This window comes from Paracoccus sp. P2 (assembly GCF_046335115.1).
GTDB lineage: Bacteria > Pseudomonadota > Alphaproteobacteria > Rhodobacterales > Rhodobacteraceae > Paracoccus > Paracoccus pantotrophus.
In genome coordinates, this window is the sequence record NZ_JBGOSN010000026.1 from 15,399 (window position 1) to 28,606 (window position 13,208).

Annotated in this window: 14 protein-coding genes; 4 read left to right on the top strand and 10 right to left on the bottom strand. The window is 68.5% G+C overall.

The annotated features are described in order from the left end of the window. Nucleotides 1-57: 57 nt before the first annotated feature. Entirely contained in the window at nucleotides 58-840 is a 783-nt protein-coding gene (locus ACDP63_RS15925) for a division plane positioning ATPase MipZ (RefSeq protein WP_024844929.1), read from the bottom strand. A 271-nt stretch (nucleotides 841-1,111) separates the two neighbouring features. On the opposite strand from ACDP63_RS15925, the gene ACDP63_RS15930 reads away from it, so the two are divergent. Both ACDP63_RS15930 and ACDP63_RS15935 read left to right on the top strand, forming a co-directional pair. Next, a complete protein-coding gene (locus ACDP63_RS15930; protein WP_024844930.1) occupies nucleotides 1,112-1,360 on the top strand; it encodes a hypothetical protein in 249 nt (82 codons plus the stop codon). After that, complete coding sequence (locus tag ACDP63_RS15935) at nucleotides 1,357-1,563, top strand: hypothetical protein (RefSeq protein ID WP_024844931.1); 207 nt, start codon at nucleotides 1,357-1,359, stop codon at nucleotides 1,561-1,563. The genes ACDP63_RS15930 and ACDP63_RS15935 overlap by 4 nt, the downstream gene beginning before the upstream one ends. Before the next feature lie 121 nt (nucleotides 1,564-1,684). Here ACDP63_RS15935 and rpmE read toward each other — a convergent pair whose 3' ends face one another. From rpmE to ACDP63_RS15980, 9 genes are all read right to left on the bottom strand, one after another. After that, complete coding sequence (rpmE, locus tag ACDP63_RS15940) at nucleotides 1,685-1,906, bottom strand: 50S ribosomal protein L31 (RefSeq protein ID WP_011750118.1); 222 nt, start codon at nucleotides 1,904-1,906, stop codon at nucleotides 1,685-1,687. An 11-nt stretch (nucleotides 1,907-1,917) separates the two neighbouring features. Continuing rightward, a complete protein-coding gene (rplS, locus tag ACDP63_RS15945; RefSeq protein WP_024844932.1) occupies nucleotides 1,918-2,298 on the bottom strand; it encodes a 50S ribosomal protein L19 in 381 nt (126 codons plus the stop codon). Beyond that, nucleotides 2,295-3,164 carry a tRNA (guanosine(37)-N1)-methyltransferase TrmD gene (gene trmD, locus ACDP63_RS15950; RefSeq protein ID WP_024844933.1) on the bottom strand — a complete coding sequence of 290 codons (870 nt, stop codon included), beginning with the start codon at nucleotides 3,162-3,164 and terminating at the stop codon, nucleotides 2,295-2,297. Before trmD ends, rplS begins: the two co-directional genes overlap by 4 nt. Further along, nucleotides 3,161-3,664, bottom strand: a complete 504-nt coding sequence (rimM, locus tag ACDP63_RS15955; protein ID WP_024844934.1) for a ribosome maturation factor RimM — start codon at nucleotides 3,662-3,664, stop codon at nucleotides 3,161-3,163. Before rimM ends, trmD begins: the two co-directional genes overlap by 4 nt. Next, entirely contained in the window at nucleotides 3,664-4,038 is a 375-nt protein-coding gene (rpsP, locus tag ACDP63_RS15960; RefSeq protein WP_024844935.1) for a 30S ribosomal protein S16, read from the bottom strand. Before rpsP ends, rimM begins: the two co-directional genes overlap by 1 nt. A gap of 46 nt (nucleotides 4,039-4,084) precedes the next feature. Further along, nucleotides 4,085-4,381 carry a chorismate mutase gene (locus ACDP63_RS15965; RefSeq protein ID WP_024844936.1) on the bottom strand — a complete coding sequence of 99 codons (297 nt, stop codon included), beginning with the start codon at nucleotides 4,379-4,381 and terminating at the stop codon, nucleotides 4,085-4,087. Between the two features lie 54 nt (nucleotides 4,382-4,435). Continuing rightward, the gene (locus tag ACDP63_RS15970) at nucleotides 4,436-4,978 is read right to left on the bottom strand and encodes a GNAT family N-acetyltransferase (RefSeq protein ID WP_024844937.1); all 543 of its coding nucleotides are present in this window, start codon (nucleotides 4,976-4,978) and stop codon (nucleotides 4,436-4,438) included. Between the two features lie 4 nt (nucleotides 4,979-4,982). Next, entirely contained in the window at nucleotides 4,983-6,479 is a 1,497-nt protein-coding gene (gene ffh / locus ACDP63_RS15975) for a signal recognition particle protein (RefSeq protein WP_024844938.1), read from the bottom strand. A 685-nt stretch (nucleotides 6,480-7,164) separates the two neighbouring features. Continuing rightward, nucleotides 7,165-9,123, bottom strand: a complete 1,959-nt coding sequence (locus ACDP63_RS15980; protein WP_024844939.1) for a protein meaA — start codon at nucleotides 9,121-9,123, stop codon at nucleotides 7,165-7,167. A gap of 698 nt (nucleotides 9,124-9,821) precedes the next feature. On the opposite strand from ACDP63_RS15980, the gene ACDP63_RS15985 reads away from it, so the two are divergent. After that, nucleotides 9,822-11,192: a sigma-54-dependent transcriptional regulator gene (locus tag ACDP63_RS15985; protein ID WP_024844940.1), complete on the top strand. Its 1,371-nt coding sequence runs from the start codon at nucleotides 9,822-9,824 to the stop codon at nucleotides 11,190-11,192. After that, nucleotides 11,185-13,194: a cache domain-containing protein gene (locus ACDP63_RS15990; protein WP_409928278.1), complete on the top strand. Its 2,010-nt coding sequence runs from the start codon at nucleotides 11,185-11,187 to the stop codon at nucleotides 13,192-13,194. The genes ACDP63_RS15985 and ACDP63_RS15990 overlap by 8 nt, the downstream gene beginning before the upstream one ends. Nucleotides 13,195-13,208: the final 14 nt, after the last annotated feature.

A 13,208-nucleotide genomic window follows, 5' to 3' on the forward strand; every position in this document is an offset into this window, starting at 1 on the left:
TCCAATCTGCCGCGCAACATAATGGCGCCGGCCATCGGCAACAATGCCGGCCGGGTTTCAGAAGGAAACGCTGACGCCGGGTAGGTTCAGCTCGCCGATCAGCTCGCGCAGTTCCTGCCGGGCGGCGATGTTGGACATGTTGAGCTGTTCCGTGCCGATGTCCTTGAGATCCAAGAGCGTCAATCCGCGCGGAAACAGCTCGCGGAAGATCACCCGCTCGGAGAAGCCCGGCGCCACGCGAAAGCCGATGCGCTTGGACAGCGTGGTCAGCGCGCCACCGACCTTGCGCTTGTTGTGCATGGCCTGCGTGCCCAGCCGGTTGCGCAGCACCAGCCAGTCGATCGGCCCGGCCCCCGCCTCGCCGCGCAGCTGGCGGGCGGACCAGACCATCTCGGCATAGATCGAAGGGCCGAGGATCCTGCCCTCGGGCGACAGGCGCGCCAGAAGGTCGAAATCGACGAAACTGTCGTTCATCGGCGTGATCAGCGTATCGGCCAGCGTATGCGCCATCTGGCTGAGCCGGGTATGCGAGCCGGGACAGTCCAGCAGGATGAAGTCGCATTCCGCCTCGAGCGCGGCCACCGCCTGCGACAAGGGGTCCGGGCCGCCCTGCGTCTCGGGCTCCAGCCGGCCCAGCAGCGGCGTGGGCAGGTCCAGCCCCTCGCGTTGGGCGAAGGCGGCCCGGTTCTCCAGGTAGCGGCCGAAGCTGCGCTGGCGCACGTCCAGGTCCAGCGCACCGACCCGGTGGCCCATGCGCGCCAATGCGGTCGCCACATGCATCGAGGTCGTGGACTTGCCCGAACCGCCCTTTTCGTTCCCGACGACGATGATATGCGCCACGAATCCCCCTGCGATGCCGGCCCGCGTCGCGCCGGACAATAGGCCGCGCCCGGCACGATGAAAAGCGCCGAGACCGGCCGAATCGCGGCCCGGCGCACGCTTTTCGCAGCGGGACAGCCCTGCCCCGCCGGCCGTTCAACCGTTTGTTCCAGCTTCATTCTTTTATCACGACAAAGCCGGTAGATATTTATCTTGAAAAACACGATCAACTATGTCGTTATATAGCGGTGCCGGAAGCCCCGGCCGGGTCAGTCAAGGGAAGGAGCCAAAGATGACCATGCTGAACCATCTGTCGGCCTTTGCCGATCGCGCGCTGCAGGCCGCCATGCCTGCCTCGCCCCGCTATGCCGTCAGCCTGATCGACCGGCGCACGGGCAAGCCGCATCGCATTTCCGGCATTCCGCTGCGGCTGATCACCTGCGACCCCTTCGAGACCGCGCGCGACCTGATGCGCCACCGTGATCCGGCGCGCTGGGATACCGCCATCCATCGCCTCGACCGGAAAGGAGCGATCCAATGATCCACGCCGTTTTCTCTAGGCCGAACCGCGGCTATGCCACCATCGCGCTGTCGCCCTATCAAAGCGCACAGGGCCCGGTGCTGCGCGAATATCGCGACGGCCGTGTGGTGATCGATACCGGCCGGGGCGAGCTGACCGGCCTGGCGCTGAACCGCACCCCGAGCATGCCGGCCTGGATGCCGATCTTCGGCCTGGCCTATTGAGCCGCCGATCCGTCGCGGCCGGCCTTGCGCCACCGCACGCGCCAGGGCCGCCCACCGCCCGCCGCAACGAGAAACGCCGCCCCCAAGGGGGCGGCGTTCGCAATTCCGGTCGGCAGCGGGATCAGAAGCCCAGGCCGGCGTATTTGTTCTTGAACTTCGACACGCGGCCGCCGGTGTCCATCAGCTTGGCCGAGCCGCCGGTCCAGGCGGGGTGCGAGTTCGGGTCGATGTCCAGCGACATGGTGTCGCCTTCCTTGCCCCAGGTCGAGCGCACCTGATAGGTGGTCCCGTCGGTCATCTTGACCTCGATCAGGTGGTAGTCGGGATGGATGTCTGCTTTCATGGCGCGTCTCCTCAGGCCTTGGCTTCGGCTTTGGGCTTGTAGTTGCTGACCTCGGCGATGCGGGCGGACTTGCCGCGGCGATCGCGCAGGTAATACAGCTTGGCGCGGCGGACGCGGCCACGGCGCACGACAGTGATCGAGTCGATGTTGGTCGAATAAAGCGGGAAGACGCGCTCGACCCCCTCGCCGAACGAGATCTTGCGCACGGTGAACGAGGCGCCGATGCCGCCGCCCTTGCGCGAGATGACCACGCCTTCGTACATCTGCACGCGGGTGCGGGTGCCTTCCGTCACCTTGTAGCCGACGCGAACGGTGTCGCCGGCCTTAAAATCGGGGATGTCCTTGCCGAGCGCGGCGATCTGCTCGGCTTCCAGTTGGGCGATCAGGTTCATCGCTTTGGTTCCTTCGGTTGCTCGCGGTAGTCCCGCGATTGGTCTGATGCGCCCGAGAGCTGTCGGTCCTTTGCCGGGTCCATATGAGCCTGCTCATATGCCCGCCACAGGTCGGGGCGGCGTTCCTTGGTCAGCCTTTCGGCCATGTCGTGCCGCCAATTGGCAATAGCCGCGTGATTGCCGGACAAAAGCACCTCCGGGATCGCGCGGCCTTCCCAAAGGGCGGGCTTCGTGTACTGCGGATGTTCCAGCAGGCCGCCATGGTCCGGGGAAAAGGATTCCTCGGCCAGAGAGTCCTGATTCCCCAGCACGCGCGGTATAAGGCGAACCGTCGCGTCGATCAAGACCTGAGCGGCCAGCTCGCCGCCGGTCAGGACATAGTCGCCGATGCTGATCTCTTCGACGCCATGGGCGTCCAGCACACGCTGGTCCACGCCCTCGAACCGGCCGCAGATCAGGGTCATGCCGGGGCCCTGCGCCAGTTCGCGGGCGCGGGCCTGGGTAAAGGGCTTGCCGCGCGGCGAAAGATAGATCACCGGCAGGTCGGCCCCCGCCTCGCGCAGCGCCGCGTCCATGACATCCGGGCGGATCACCATGCCGGCGCCGCCGCCGGCGGGCGTGTCGTCCACGTTGCGGTGCCGGCCAATGCCAAAGGGACGCAGGTCGATGCTGCGCAGGTTCCACAGCCCCTCGGTCAACGCCCTGCCGGTCAGGGAAAGGCCCAGAACCCCCGGAAAGGCCTCGGGGAACAGCGTGACGACCTGGGCGGTCCAGGCGCCCCTGACCTGCGGCGCGGCCATCAGGTCGCGCGGCTGCAGGCTGGCGCGGATCGACAGCCGGCCGTGGGATCTCGGCGCATCGCTCATTCCTGCTCGTCCGGCGGGTCGGCGACGATGCGGCCGGCGGCCAGGTCCACCGTGGGCACGAAGGCGCGGGTAAAGGGCAAAAGCAGCACCCGCCGCCGGCCGGGCCCGTGGATCTCCAGGATGTCGCCCGCGCCATGGTCATAGATCGCGCGGACCTTGCCGAGCAGCGCCCCGCCGGTGTCATGGACCGACAGGCCGATCAGGTCGGCATGGTAGAATTCGTCGTCCGGCAGCGCCGGAAGCTTGTCGCGGTCGGCCCAGAGCGTGACGCCCTTCAGCGCCTCGGCCTGTTCCCGCGTCTCGACGCCCGACAGCCGGGCGCCAAGCCCGCCCGTCACCGGCCGCGTCAGGCGGACGGTGAACGAGCGGCTGCCGTCTTCGGTATAAAGCGGGGCATAGGCGGCAATATCATTGGGCTGCGAGGTAAAGCTTTTCAGCCTCACCTCGCCCCGGACGCCGAAGGCGCCCGCGATCGCACCGACGCAGACCCGCTCGGTCATTATTCCGAAGCGGCTTCTTCGGCCGGGGCGTTGGCGGCGGCTTCACGCGCGGCGCGCTTTTCGGCGCGTTCCTTGGCGGCCTTGCCGGGCTCGCCCTTCTTCAGGTTCTTGCGCTCGGTCTTTTCCTTGACGCCGGCGGCCTCCAGGAAGCGGGCGACGCGGTCGGTCGGCTGGGCGCCCTGCGACAGCCAGTATTGCACGCGCTCGAGGTTCATCTTGATGCGATCCTCGGAATCCTTGGGCAGGAGCGGGTTGTAGGTGCCCAGCTTTTCAAGGAAGCGGCCGTCGCGCGGCATGCGCGAATCGGACGCGACGATGGCGTAATGGGGGCGTTTCTTCGAGCCACCACGGGCCAGGCGGATTTTCATTGCCATTGCGTTTTCTCCTTTGGAATGGCGGGGTTGGCGGGAAGATCCCGCCTCAGGGAAGGAAGGTCTCGTGATGCCGGATCACTTCGGCGATCACGAAGTTCAGGAATTTGCGCGCGAATTCCGGGTCCAGGTCGGCCTCGCGCGCGAGGCGTTCCAGCCGCTCGATCTGGCTCGCCTCGCGGGCGGGATCGGACGGAGGAAGGTCGTGTTCGGCCTTGAGGCGGCCGACGGATTGGGTGTGCTTGAACCGCTCGGCCAGCGTATAGACCAAGATCGCGTCCAGCCGGTCGATGCTGGCGCGATGCTCTTTCAGCAGGGTCGCGGCGCGGGCGGTCGGATCACTCATTCGGGTCTCCAGCGATTGCAATACGCGGCGCCGCATCTGGACGGGACGCGCCATTCATGCCGCACCTGTGGCGGGATGGCGAAAGACATGCGGCGGCGCGCGGTCGTCGCCGAAATGCGGCGCCTCCGCCAAGGGGTCATGCGCGGCACCAAGCCGACAGGCCAGCGCGACCGAACGCACATTCGCCGGGTCGATATAGCTGACCGGCCGCGCCCAGCCGAGCCTGCGGACCGCGAAATCGCGCGCCGCCAGGGCCGCCTCATGCGCATAGCCCCTGCCCTCCAGCCCGCCGGACCACAGCGTCCAGCCGATCTCATGCTCGGGCCAGCCGTCGGGAAACCACGGCCCGACCGCCCCCAGCGCCCGGTCTGATCCGCGCTCGGTCAGCACGAACATGCCATAGCCGCGCAGCACCCAATGGCCGATGAAATGGCCAAAGGCACGCCAGGACTGGCCGGGCTGCGCCATCGGCCCGCCGACGAAGCCGGCGCGGTCGCTTTCGAAGAAATCGCGCCATGCCGGCCAGTCGCCGGCCTGCGGGGCGCGCAGGACCAGCCGCTCGGTCGTCAGCACGGGCGTGTCGGCAAGCCGGATCATGCGCTCACTTCTTCCCGAACAGGCCGGAAAGCCCGCCCGGCAGGCCCATGCCGCCCAGCTGGCCGCCCAGCCCCTTGGGGTCTTGCAGCATCCGGGTGGCCTCGGCCATCTTCTCGGGATCGACATTGGCCATGTCGGGCAGCCCGCCGCCCTTGCCGGTCATGGCCCGCATGGCCTGTTTCAGCATGCCGCCCTTGCCCATCTTGCCCAGCTTCTTCATCGTGTCGGCCATCTGCTTCTGCATCTTCAGAAGCTTGTTGAGCTCCGACACCTCCATGCCCGCCCCGGCGGCGATGCGCTTCTTGCGGCTGGCCTGCAGCAGGTCGGGATTGGCGCGTTCCCTTTTCGTCATCGAGTTGATCAGCGCGATCTGGCGCTTGATCGCCTTGTCGTCGAAGCCGGCGGCCTCGGCCTGCTTGGCCATCTTGCCCATGCCGGGCATCATGCCCATGATCGACTGCATGCCGCCCATCTTGAGCATCTGCTCAAGCTGGCCCCGCAGGTCGTTCATGTTGAACATGCCCTTCTGGAAGCGCTTCATCATGCGCTCGGCCTGCTCGACCTCCAGCACCTCCTGCGCCTTCTCGACCAGCGCCACGATGTCGCCCATGCCGAGGATGCGGCCGGCGATGCGCTGCGCGTCGAAGGCCTCCAGCGCGTCCATCTTTTCGCCCAGGCCCACGAAGCGGATCGGCTTGCCGGTCACGGCGCGCATCGACAGCGCCGCGCCGCCGCGGCCGTCGCCGTCCATCCGGGTCAGCACCACGCCCGAGATGCCGACCTTGCCGTCGAACTCGCTGGCGACGTTCACCGCGTCCTGACCGGTCAAGCCGTCCACGACCAAGAGCGTCTCGCGCGGGCTGGCCACGTCGCGGACGGCCTGCACCTCGTCCATCAGCACTTCGTCGATATGCAGCCGGCCGGCGGTGTCGAGCATGTAGACGTCATAACCACCCAGCGTCGCCTGCTGCTTGGCGCGCCTGGCGATCTGCACCGCATTCTCTCCCGGCACGATGGGCAGGGTGTCGACACCGATCTGCTGGCCCAGGATCGCCAGCTGCTCCATCGCGGCCGGGCGGTTGGTGTCGAGCGAGGCCATCAGCACTCGCTTCTTCTCGCGGTCCTTCAGGCGCTTCGCCAGCTTCGCCGTGGTGGTGGTCTTGCCCGAGCCCTGAAGCCCGACCATCAGGATCGGCGCCGGGGGATTGTCGATCCTCAGCGCATCGGGCGCGCCCTCGCCCTGCAAGACCTTGATCAGCTCGTCATGGACGATCTTGACGACCTGCTGGCCGGGGGTGATCGACTTGGTGACGGCGCTTCCGGTGGCCTTCTGCGTCACCGCCTTGACGAAGCTGCGCGCCACGGGCAGCGAGACATCGGCCTCCAGCAGCGCGACGCGGACCTCGCGCATGGCGGCGGCGACGTCCTCCTCGGACAGCGCGCCCTGCTTGGTCAGCCGGTCGAAGACGCCGCCAAGGCGGTCGGACAGGTTTTCAAACATCGGCGGCCCTCCAATGGTTGCCGTTTGCCCGAAAAGCACGGGCGCGAATAAACAGGTGCGCCCCCGTGGGCGCAACGCGCTGACGGGGGGCGATCCCCGGCAAGACGGGGACCGGAAGGACGGACCTTCCGGGAATCCCGGCGTGGATAGGGCCAATACCCGTCAAAGTCAAGCGCGCGCCGGCGGGGCCCGCCCCGGCCGCGGGGAATCCTCGCACTTCGGGAACCGGGCCATGCCCCGTCCCGTCAGCCGCTTCCCGGTGCCCTCGTTCGACGCGACGTACAAGACATCGCGCTGCACCACCGCAGGGTTGCCTGGGGCCGGGCCCTGCATCCCGCGCAAGCGTTCCGCGCGCCCCGGCGCCATCCGGTCCTGAGCAGACACGTCGCTGCCCGTTTCGCAGCGATGTCCGAGGGGTCGCGAACGCCGAGGCCGGACCCAACCGCAACGGCATCCATGCCGCCGCCGATATCGGCAGGCTGCGGCCACGGCCGCCCGGCCCATCACATGCCTCCGCCCCTCGTGGCGCCCGTCGTGTGTGTGGGGGGGGCCATCGCCGCGCTTCTTCTGCTGGCGAAGGGCTGACGGTGCGGCTGCGATGCGAGTATTTGTGAAACGGTGAAGGATGAAGCCGCGGCCTCTCCTTTCACCGTTTTCCAAATACTCATGAGACCGGGCAACCGGATCAGGCCGCGGCCTCCCTCGGCTCGACCAGAGCGACAATATCCATCATGATGCGGTTGAGTTCGAAATCCTTGGGCGTGTAGACCCGCGCCACGCCCATGCCGAGCAGCCTCTCCGCGTCTTCGTCGGGGATGATGCCGCCGACCACGACCGGGACATGCGAAAGGCCAGCTGCACGCATGCGCTCCATCAGTTCCTCGATCAGCGGCAGGTGGCTGCCCGACAGGATCGACAGGCCGACGACATGGGCATTGTCCTCGGCGGCGCGGGTCACGATCTGCTCGGGGGTCAGGCGGATGCCTTCATAGGTGATGTCCATGCCGCAGTCGCGGGCGCGGAAGGCGATCTGCTCGGCGCCGTTGGAATGGCCGTCGAGGCCGGGCTTGCCGACCAGGAACTTCAGCCGCCGGCCCAGGCGGCGGCTGACGGCATCCACGGCCTCGCGGATCGGCTCCAGCCCCTCGGTGCGGTTCGAGGGGCTGGTCGAGACCCCGGTCGGGCCGCGATATTCGCCATGCACCTGGCGCATCACCGCCGCCCATTCGCCGGTGGTCGCCCCGGCCCTGGCCGCGGCGATCGAGGGCGGCATCACGTTCTGCCCCCCCTGCGCGGCATCGCGCAGCGCGGCGAGGGCGGCCTCGACGGCCGTCTCGTCGCGCGCTTCGCGCCAGGCACGCAGCCGGGCGACCTGATCCTGCTCGACCGCCGGGTCCACGACCATGATGCCGCCGTCGCCCGCGGTCAGCGGTGAGGGCTCGCCCTGCTGCCAGCGGTTGACGCCCACCACCACCGTCTCGTTCGCCTCGATCCGGTTCAGCCGCTCGGCATTCGATTCGACCAGCCGTGACTTCATGTATTCGATGGCGGCGATGGCACCGCCCATCTCGTCCAGCGTCGCCAGTTCGGCGCGGGCGCCGGATTTCAGCTCCTCGACCTTGGCGGCGATCACCGGGTTGCCGTCGAAAAGGTCGCCGTATTCCAGCAGGTCCGTCTCATAGGCGACGATCTGCTGCATGCGCAGCGACCATTGCTGGTCCCAGGGCCGCGGCAGGCCCAGGGCCTCGTTCCAGGCCGGCAATTGCACGGCGCGGGCGCGGGCGTTCTTCGACAGCGTGACCGCCAGCATCTCCAGCAGGATGCGGTAGACGTTGTTTTCCGGCTGCTGCTCGGTCAGGCCCAGGCTGTTCACCTGCACGCCATAGCGGAAGCGGCGGTATTTCTCGTCCTCGATGCCATAGCGGGCGCGGCAGATTTCGTCCCAGAGCTCGGTGAAGGCGCGCATCTTGCACAGCTCGGTCACGAAGCGGATGCCGGCATTGACGAAGAAGCTGATGCGCCCGACCATGGCCGGGAAATCCTGCGGCTCGACCTTGGTCTTCAGGTCATCCAGCACCGCGATGCCGGTGGCCAGAGCATAGGCCAGTTCCTGCTCGGGCGTCGCCCCCGCCTCCTGCAGGTGGTAGGAACAGACGTTCATCGGGTTCCATTTCGGCAGGTGCTTGGCCGTATAGGCCGCGACGTCGGTGATCATGCGCAGCGAGGGTTTCGGCGGGCAGATATAGGTGCCGCGCGACAGGTATTCCTTGATGATGTCGTTCTGCACCGTGCCTTGCAGCCTGGCGATGTCGGCGCCCTGCTCCTCGGCCACGGCGATATAGAGCGACAGGAGCCAGGGCGCCGTCGCATTGATCGTCATCGAGGTGTTCATCTGCTCAAGCGGGATCTGGTCGAAGAGCATGCGCATGTCGCCCAGGTGGCAGATCGGCACGCCGACCTTGCCGACCTCGCCCCGCGCCAGGACATGGTCGCTGTCATAACCGGTCTGGGTCGGCAGGTCGAAGGCCACCGACAGGCCCGTCTGCCCCTTGGCGAGGTTGCCTCGATAGAGTGCGTTGGATTTCTCGGCGGTCGAATGGCCCGCATAGGTGCGGAAGAGCCAGGGTTTGTCTTTCTCGGCCACGATTGCCCTCGCAACAATATTACGACTGGCCAAGCGATAGCGTAACAATCCTGCCCGGTCAATTCGCCGCAGCGCAGAGAGAGTTTTTTGCCGCGATCATCGGCGGGCTACTGAATCGGCAGGCGGTTAAGGCCCATTTCTGGGGTTTCGGCACCCATTTCCCAGGTCATTAGCGCCCATCCGATCGGCTCGATCAGTTATTCTATTTTATTACAATTGCTTACCTGACCGGCCCGAAACCGGCAGTTCGGATCGCCCATCGCTCTGCCTGGCGACCGCCCTTCGGCTCCTCCCGTTGACGAAACAGCCGCTGCCGAAGATGGTCGCAGCACGCCCTCCAGGGCTGGCGACCATGCAGATGCAGAAGACCGCCGCTCTGGACCCCACCCGTTCCGCCCTTCTCCACCGGCAAGGCACCGCTCTCGCGACCGATGCGGGCTTGGCCTTGAAAGCCGGCCGTCATGCCTGCCGATTCCGCCCCTGCCATGACCCGCATCCCTTTCGCCGAGACCCGCTTTCCGCTTGCAGGCCGGCCCCCGGGCCGAGATCCGGTCGCGCCTGAGGCGGCCTTGCCGAGAGAACCGGACATTTTGTCTGTATTTTTTGGACAAACTGTCTGTTGATCTTTTGTTCTGGATTGCGCGGAATGCTTGCCAGGGAGCGGTTCCCGGTGCGACTGTCCGGGCAGGGAGCGCAGCATGGCAGGCGAGAACGACCCCCGTGCCGTGCCGGCCGCCGCCGATGGCGGGGCGCTGGCGCAGGCGACGATCCTGGTGATCGAGGACGAGCCGGGGATGCGCCATTTCCTGGAACGGATCCTCGCGCCCAAATGCCGCGGCCTCCGGCTGGCGGCGAATACGGCCGAGGCCAGCAGGCTGATCGCCGAGACCGATTTCGACCTGGTGATCCTCGACAACATGATGGAGGGGCAGCGCGGCGTGGAATGGCTGCGCGACCAGCGGGCCCTGGGCTTCTTTCCGCCCGCGATCATGACCACCGGCCATGCCGACCTGGAAACGGCGATCCGGGCCGTGCAGGCCGGCGCCTCGGATTTCCTGCTGAAGCCGTTTCGCACCAACCAGCTGCTGGCGGCGGCGGCGCGCTGCCTGGACCGCGAAAGGCTGCGGCGCGAGAACCTGGTGCTGCAGCAGGAGCTGCGCAACAATGTCGACCTGGGCCGGATGCGCGAAGAGCTGATCGGCAGCTCGCCCGCCATCGAGCGGGTGCGCCAGCTGATCGCGCGCGTCGCGGCGGCGCCCAGCTCGGTGCTGGTCACCGGCGATTCCGGCACCGGCAAGGAGGTCGCGGCGCGAATGATCCACGCGCTGTCGGACCGGGCCGAGATGCCCTTCGTCGCGGTGAACTGCGCCGCGATCCCGCCCGACATGCTGGAGGACGAGCTGTTCGGCCATGTCCGGGGCGCCTTTCCCGGCGCCGACCGCGACCGCGAGGGGCTGTTCGCCTCGGCCCGCGGCGGCACGCTGTTCCTGGACGGGGTCGCCGAACTGCCGGTCGGCCTGCAGGCCAAGCTGCTGCATGCCATCGACGACCGCCGCATCCGGCCGCTGGGCTCCGAGCGCGAGACCGTGGTGGACCTGCGGCTGGTCTTTGCCGCCAGCACCGACCTAGACCGTGCCGTGGCCGAGGGGCGGCTGCGGGCCGACCTGCTTTACCGCATCAACGTGCTGCATATCGCGATGCCGCGACTGGCGGAACGCGGCGGCGACATGTTCGACCTGGCCGCGCTGTTCATGGAGGGGCTGTCGCGCAAGCTGGGGCTGCCGGCGGTGCCGATCACCCCCGAGGTGCGGGCGAACATGGCCGCCTATGACTGGCCCGGCAATGTGCGCGAATTGCGCAACGCCGTCGAGCGGGCGCTGATCCTGGGCCGGTTCACGCCGCTGACCGCCACCCTCGGCGGCCGCGACGGCCCGACCCTGGCCGAGATCGAGCGCCGCGCCATCCTGGGCACGGTGGCCGCCTTCGACGGCGACCGCGAGGCGGCGGCGGCGCGGCTGGGCATCTCGCGCAAGACCATCGACCGCAGGCTGGCGGACTGGAATGGCTGAGGCGGCGCGGCCGATCCGCCATTCCGTCCGCCACAAGCTGCTGGCCATCGCCCTGCTGCCGGTGCTGGTGATCCTGCCGGTCCTGCTGGGGCTGACCATGTACCAATGGTCGCTGAAATTCGACCGGCTGCTGCTGGTCAAGGTCAACAGCGACCTGACCGTGGCCCGGCAATACCTGGACCATATCCTGGACACGACCGGCGAGCGGATCGAGATGCTGGCGCGCTCGGCGGAATTTTCCCGCACGACCGACATGGCGGCGCTGCTGGACAGGCAGCGCCGGCGGCTGGGGCTGGACTACCTTTACCTGGCCGGGCCGGACGGGCGGATCCTGGCCGCCAGCCCCGCCGGGGCCCGGCCCGGCCCGCCGGCAGGGCCGGCCCCGGCGCGGGGGGCGCGCAGCACGCTTGCCCTGCTCGAGCGGGAGCAGCTGCGCGCCATTGCCCCTGCCCTTGCCGCCCGGGCCGAGATGAGCCGGCCGCGCGACGCCGTCGCGGGCGGCTCGGCGGCGGAAACCCAGGGCCTGGTCGCGCAATCCGTCGTCGCGGCCAGGCTGCCCGGCTCCGGCAGCGACCCCGGCGGCGGCACTGGCGGCGGCGGGGCGGTGATGGTCGCGGGCCTGCTTCTGAACGGCAACCTTTCCGTCGTGGACAGCATCAACGCGCTGGTCTACCCGCCCGGCAGCCTGCCCGAGCAAAGCCGCGGCACCACCTCGCTGTTCCTGGGCGACCTGCGGATCGCGACCAATGTCACCGATGCCGGCGGCGCCCGGGCCCTGGGCACCCGCGCCTCGGCCGCGGTGCGCGAGCGGGTGATCGGCCGGGGCGAGGTCTGGCTGGACCGGGCGCTGGTGCTGGAGCAATGGTATGTCTCGGCCTATGCGCCGCTGCGCGACGGGGCCGGCAAGGCCATCGGCATGATCTATGTCGGCATCCTCGAGCAGCCCTTTGCCGAGGCCAAGCGCCGTACCCTGGCCTGGGTGCTGGCCGGCTTCCTGCTGGCGGCGCTGGTGACGGTGCCGGTGTTCCTGCTTTGGGCGCGCAGCATCTTCCGGCCGCTGGAGCGGATCGGCGCGACCTTCGACAGGGTCCGGGCCGGCGACCTGGCGGCACGCACCGGCGTCACCCGCGGCGATGACGAGATCGGCGCGCTTGCCCTGGCACTCGACGGGGTGCTGGCGCGGCTGCAGGAACACGACCGGCGGCTGCGCGCCTGGAACAGCACCCTGAACCGGCGCGTCGAGGCGCGCACCGCGGCCCTGCACCGGGCCGCGCGCGAGCTGGAGGCCGCGACCTACCAGCTGGTGCAATCCGAAAAGCTGGCCGCCCTGGGCGAGATCTCGGCCGGGATCGCGCATGAGGTGAACAATCCGCTCGCGGTGATCCAGGGCAACCTGGACGTGCTGCGCGAGACCCTGGGCCCGGCCGCCGCCCCGGCCGAGACCGAGCTGCGGCTGATCGACGAACAGGTGCAGCGCATCTCGCAGATCGTGACCCAGCTGCTGGACTTCGCGCGGGCAGACCAGCCCGGCACCGATCCCGCCGCCGATCCTGGCACCGATCCGGCCCGGGCCCTGGCCGATTGCCTGCCGCTGGTGGGGCATATGCTTGCGCGCTCCTCGGTCGCGCTGCGCCAGGACATCCGCGCGACCCGGGCGGTCCGCATCGGCCGCATCGCCTTGCAGCAGGTGCTGGTCAACCTGATCGTCAACGCGGTCCATGCCATGCCGGAGGGCGGCGAGATCCGCATCCTCGGGCGGAACGAGGATCGCGGCGGCGCGCCGGGGGTGCTGCTGGAGGTCGCCGACGATGGCGAGGGCATCCCGGCGGCGCTTCAGGAGCGCCTGTTCGACCCCTTCGTCACTGGCCGCGCGGGCCGCGGCGGCACCGGCCTGGGCCTGTCGATCTGCCGCAGGCTGATCGAGCGGCAGGGCGGCAGCATCGCCGTCAGCAGCGGCAGCGGCGGCGGCAGCAGCTTCCGCATCTGGCTGCCCGCGGCGTGACCGGCAAGAGCCCC

Bases quoted from the DNA above. Each gene is read 5' to 3' on its own strand.
- ACDP63_RS15930 (WP_024844930.1), top strand. From the start codon at position 1,112: ATGACCATGCTGAACCATCTGTCGGCCTTTGCCGATCGCGCGCTGCAG.
- ACDP63_RS15935 (WP_024844931.1), top strand. From the start codon at position 1,357: ATGATCCACGCCGTTTTCTCTAGGCCGAACCGCGGCTATGCCACCATC.
- rpmE (WP_011750118.1), bottom strand. From the start codon at position 1,906: ATGAAAGCAGACATCCATCCCGACTACCACCTGATCGAGGTCAAGATG.
- rplS (WP_024844932.1), bottom strand. From the start codon at position 2,298: ATGAACCTGATCGCCCAACTGGAAGCCGAGCAGATCGCCGCGCTCGGC.
- trmD (WP_024844933.1), bottom strand. From the start codon at position 3,164: ATGAGCGATGCGCCGAGATCCCACGGCCGGCTGTCGATCCGCGCCAGC.
- rimM (WP_024844934.1), bottom strand. From the start codon at position 3,664: ATGACCGAGCGGGTCTGCGTCGGTGCGATCGCGGGCGCCTTCGGCGTC.
- rpsP (WP_024844935.1), bottom strand. From the start codon at position 4,038: ATGGCAATGAAAATCCGCCTGGCCCGTGGTGGCTCGAAGAAACGCCCC.
- ACDP63_RS15965 (WP_024844936.1), bottom strand. From the start codon at position 4,381: ATGAGTGATCCGACCGCCCGCGCCGCGACCCTGCTGAAAGAGCATCGC.
- ACDP63_RS15970 (WP_024844937.1), bottom strand. From the start codon at position 4,978: ATGATCCGGCTTGCCGACACGCCCGTGCTGACGACCGAGCGGCTGGTC.
- ffh (WP_024844938.1), bottom strand. From the start codon at position 6,479: ATGTTTGAAAACCTGTCCGACCGCCTTGGCGGCGTCTTCGACCGGCTG.
- ACDP63_RS15985 (WP_024844940.1), top strand. From the start codon at position 9,822: ATGGCAGGCGAGAACGACCCCCGTGCCGTGCCGGCCGCCGCCGATGGC.
- ACDP63_RS15990 (WP_409928278.1), top strand. From the start codon at position 11,185: ATGGCTGAGGCGGCGCGGCCGATCCGCCATTCCGTCCGCCACAAGCTG.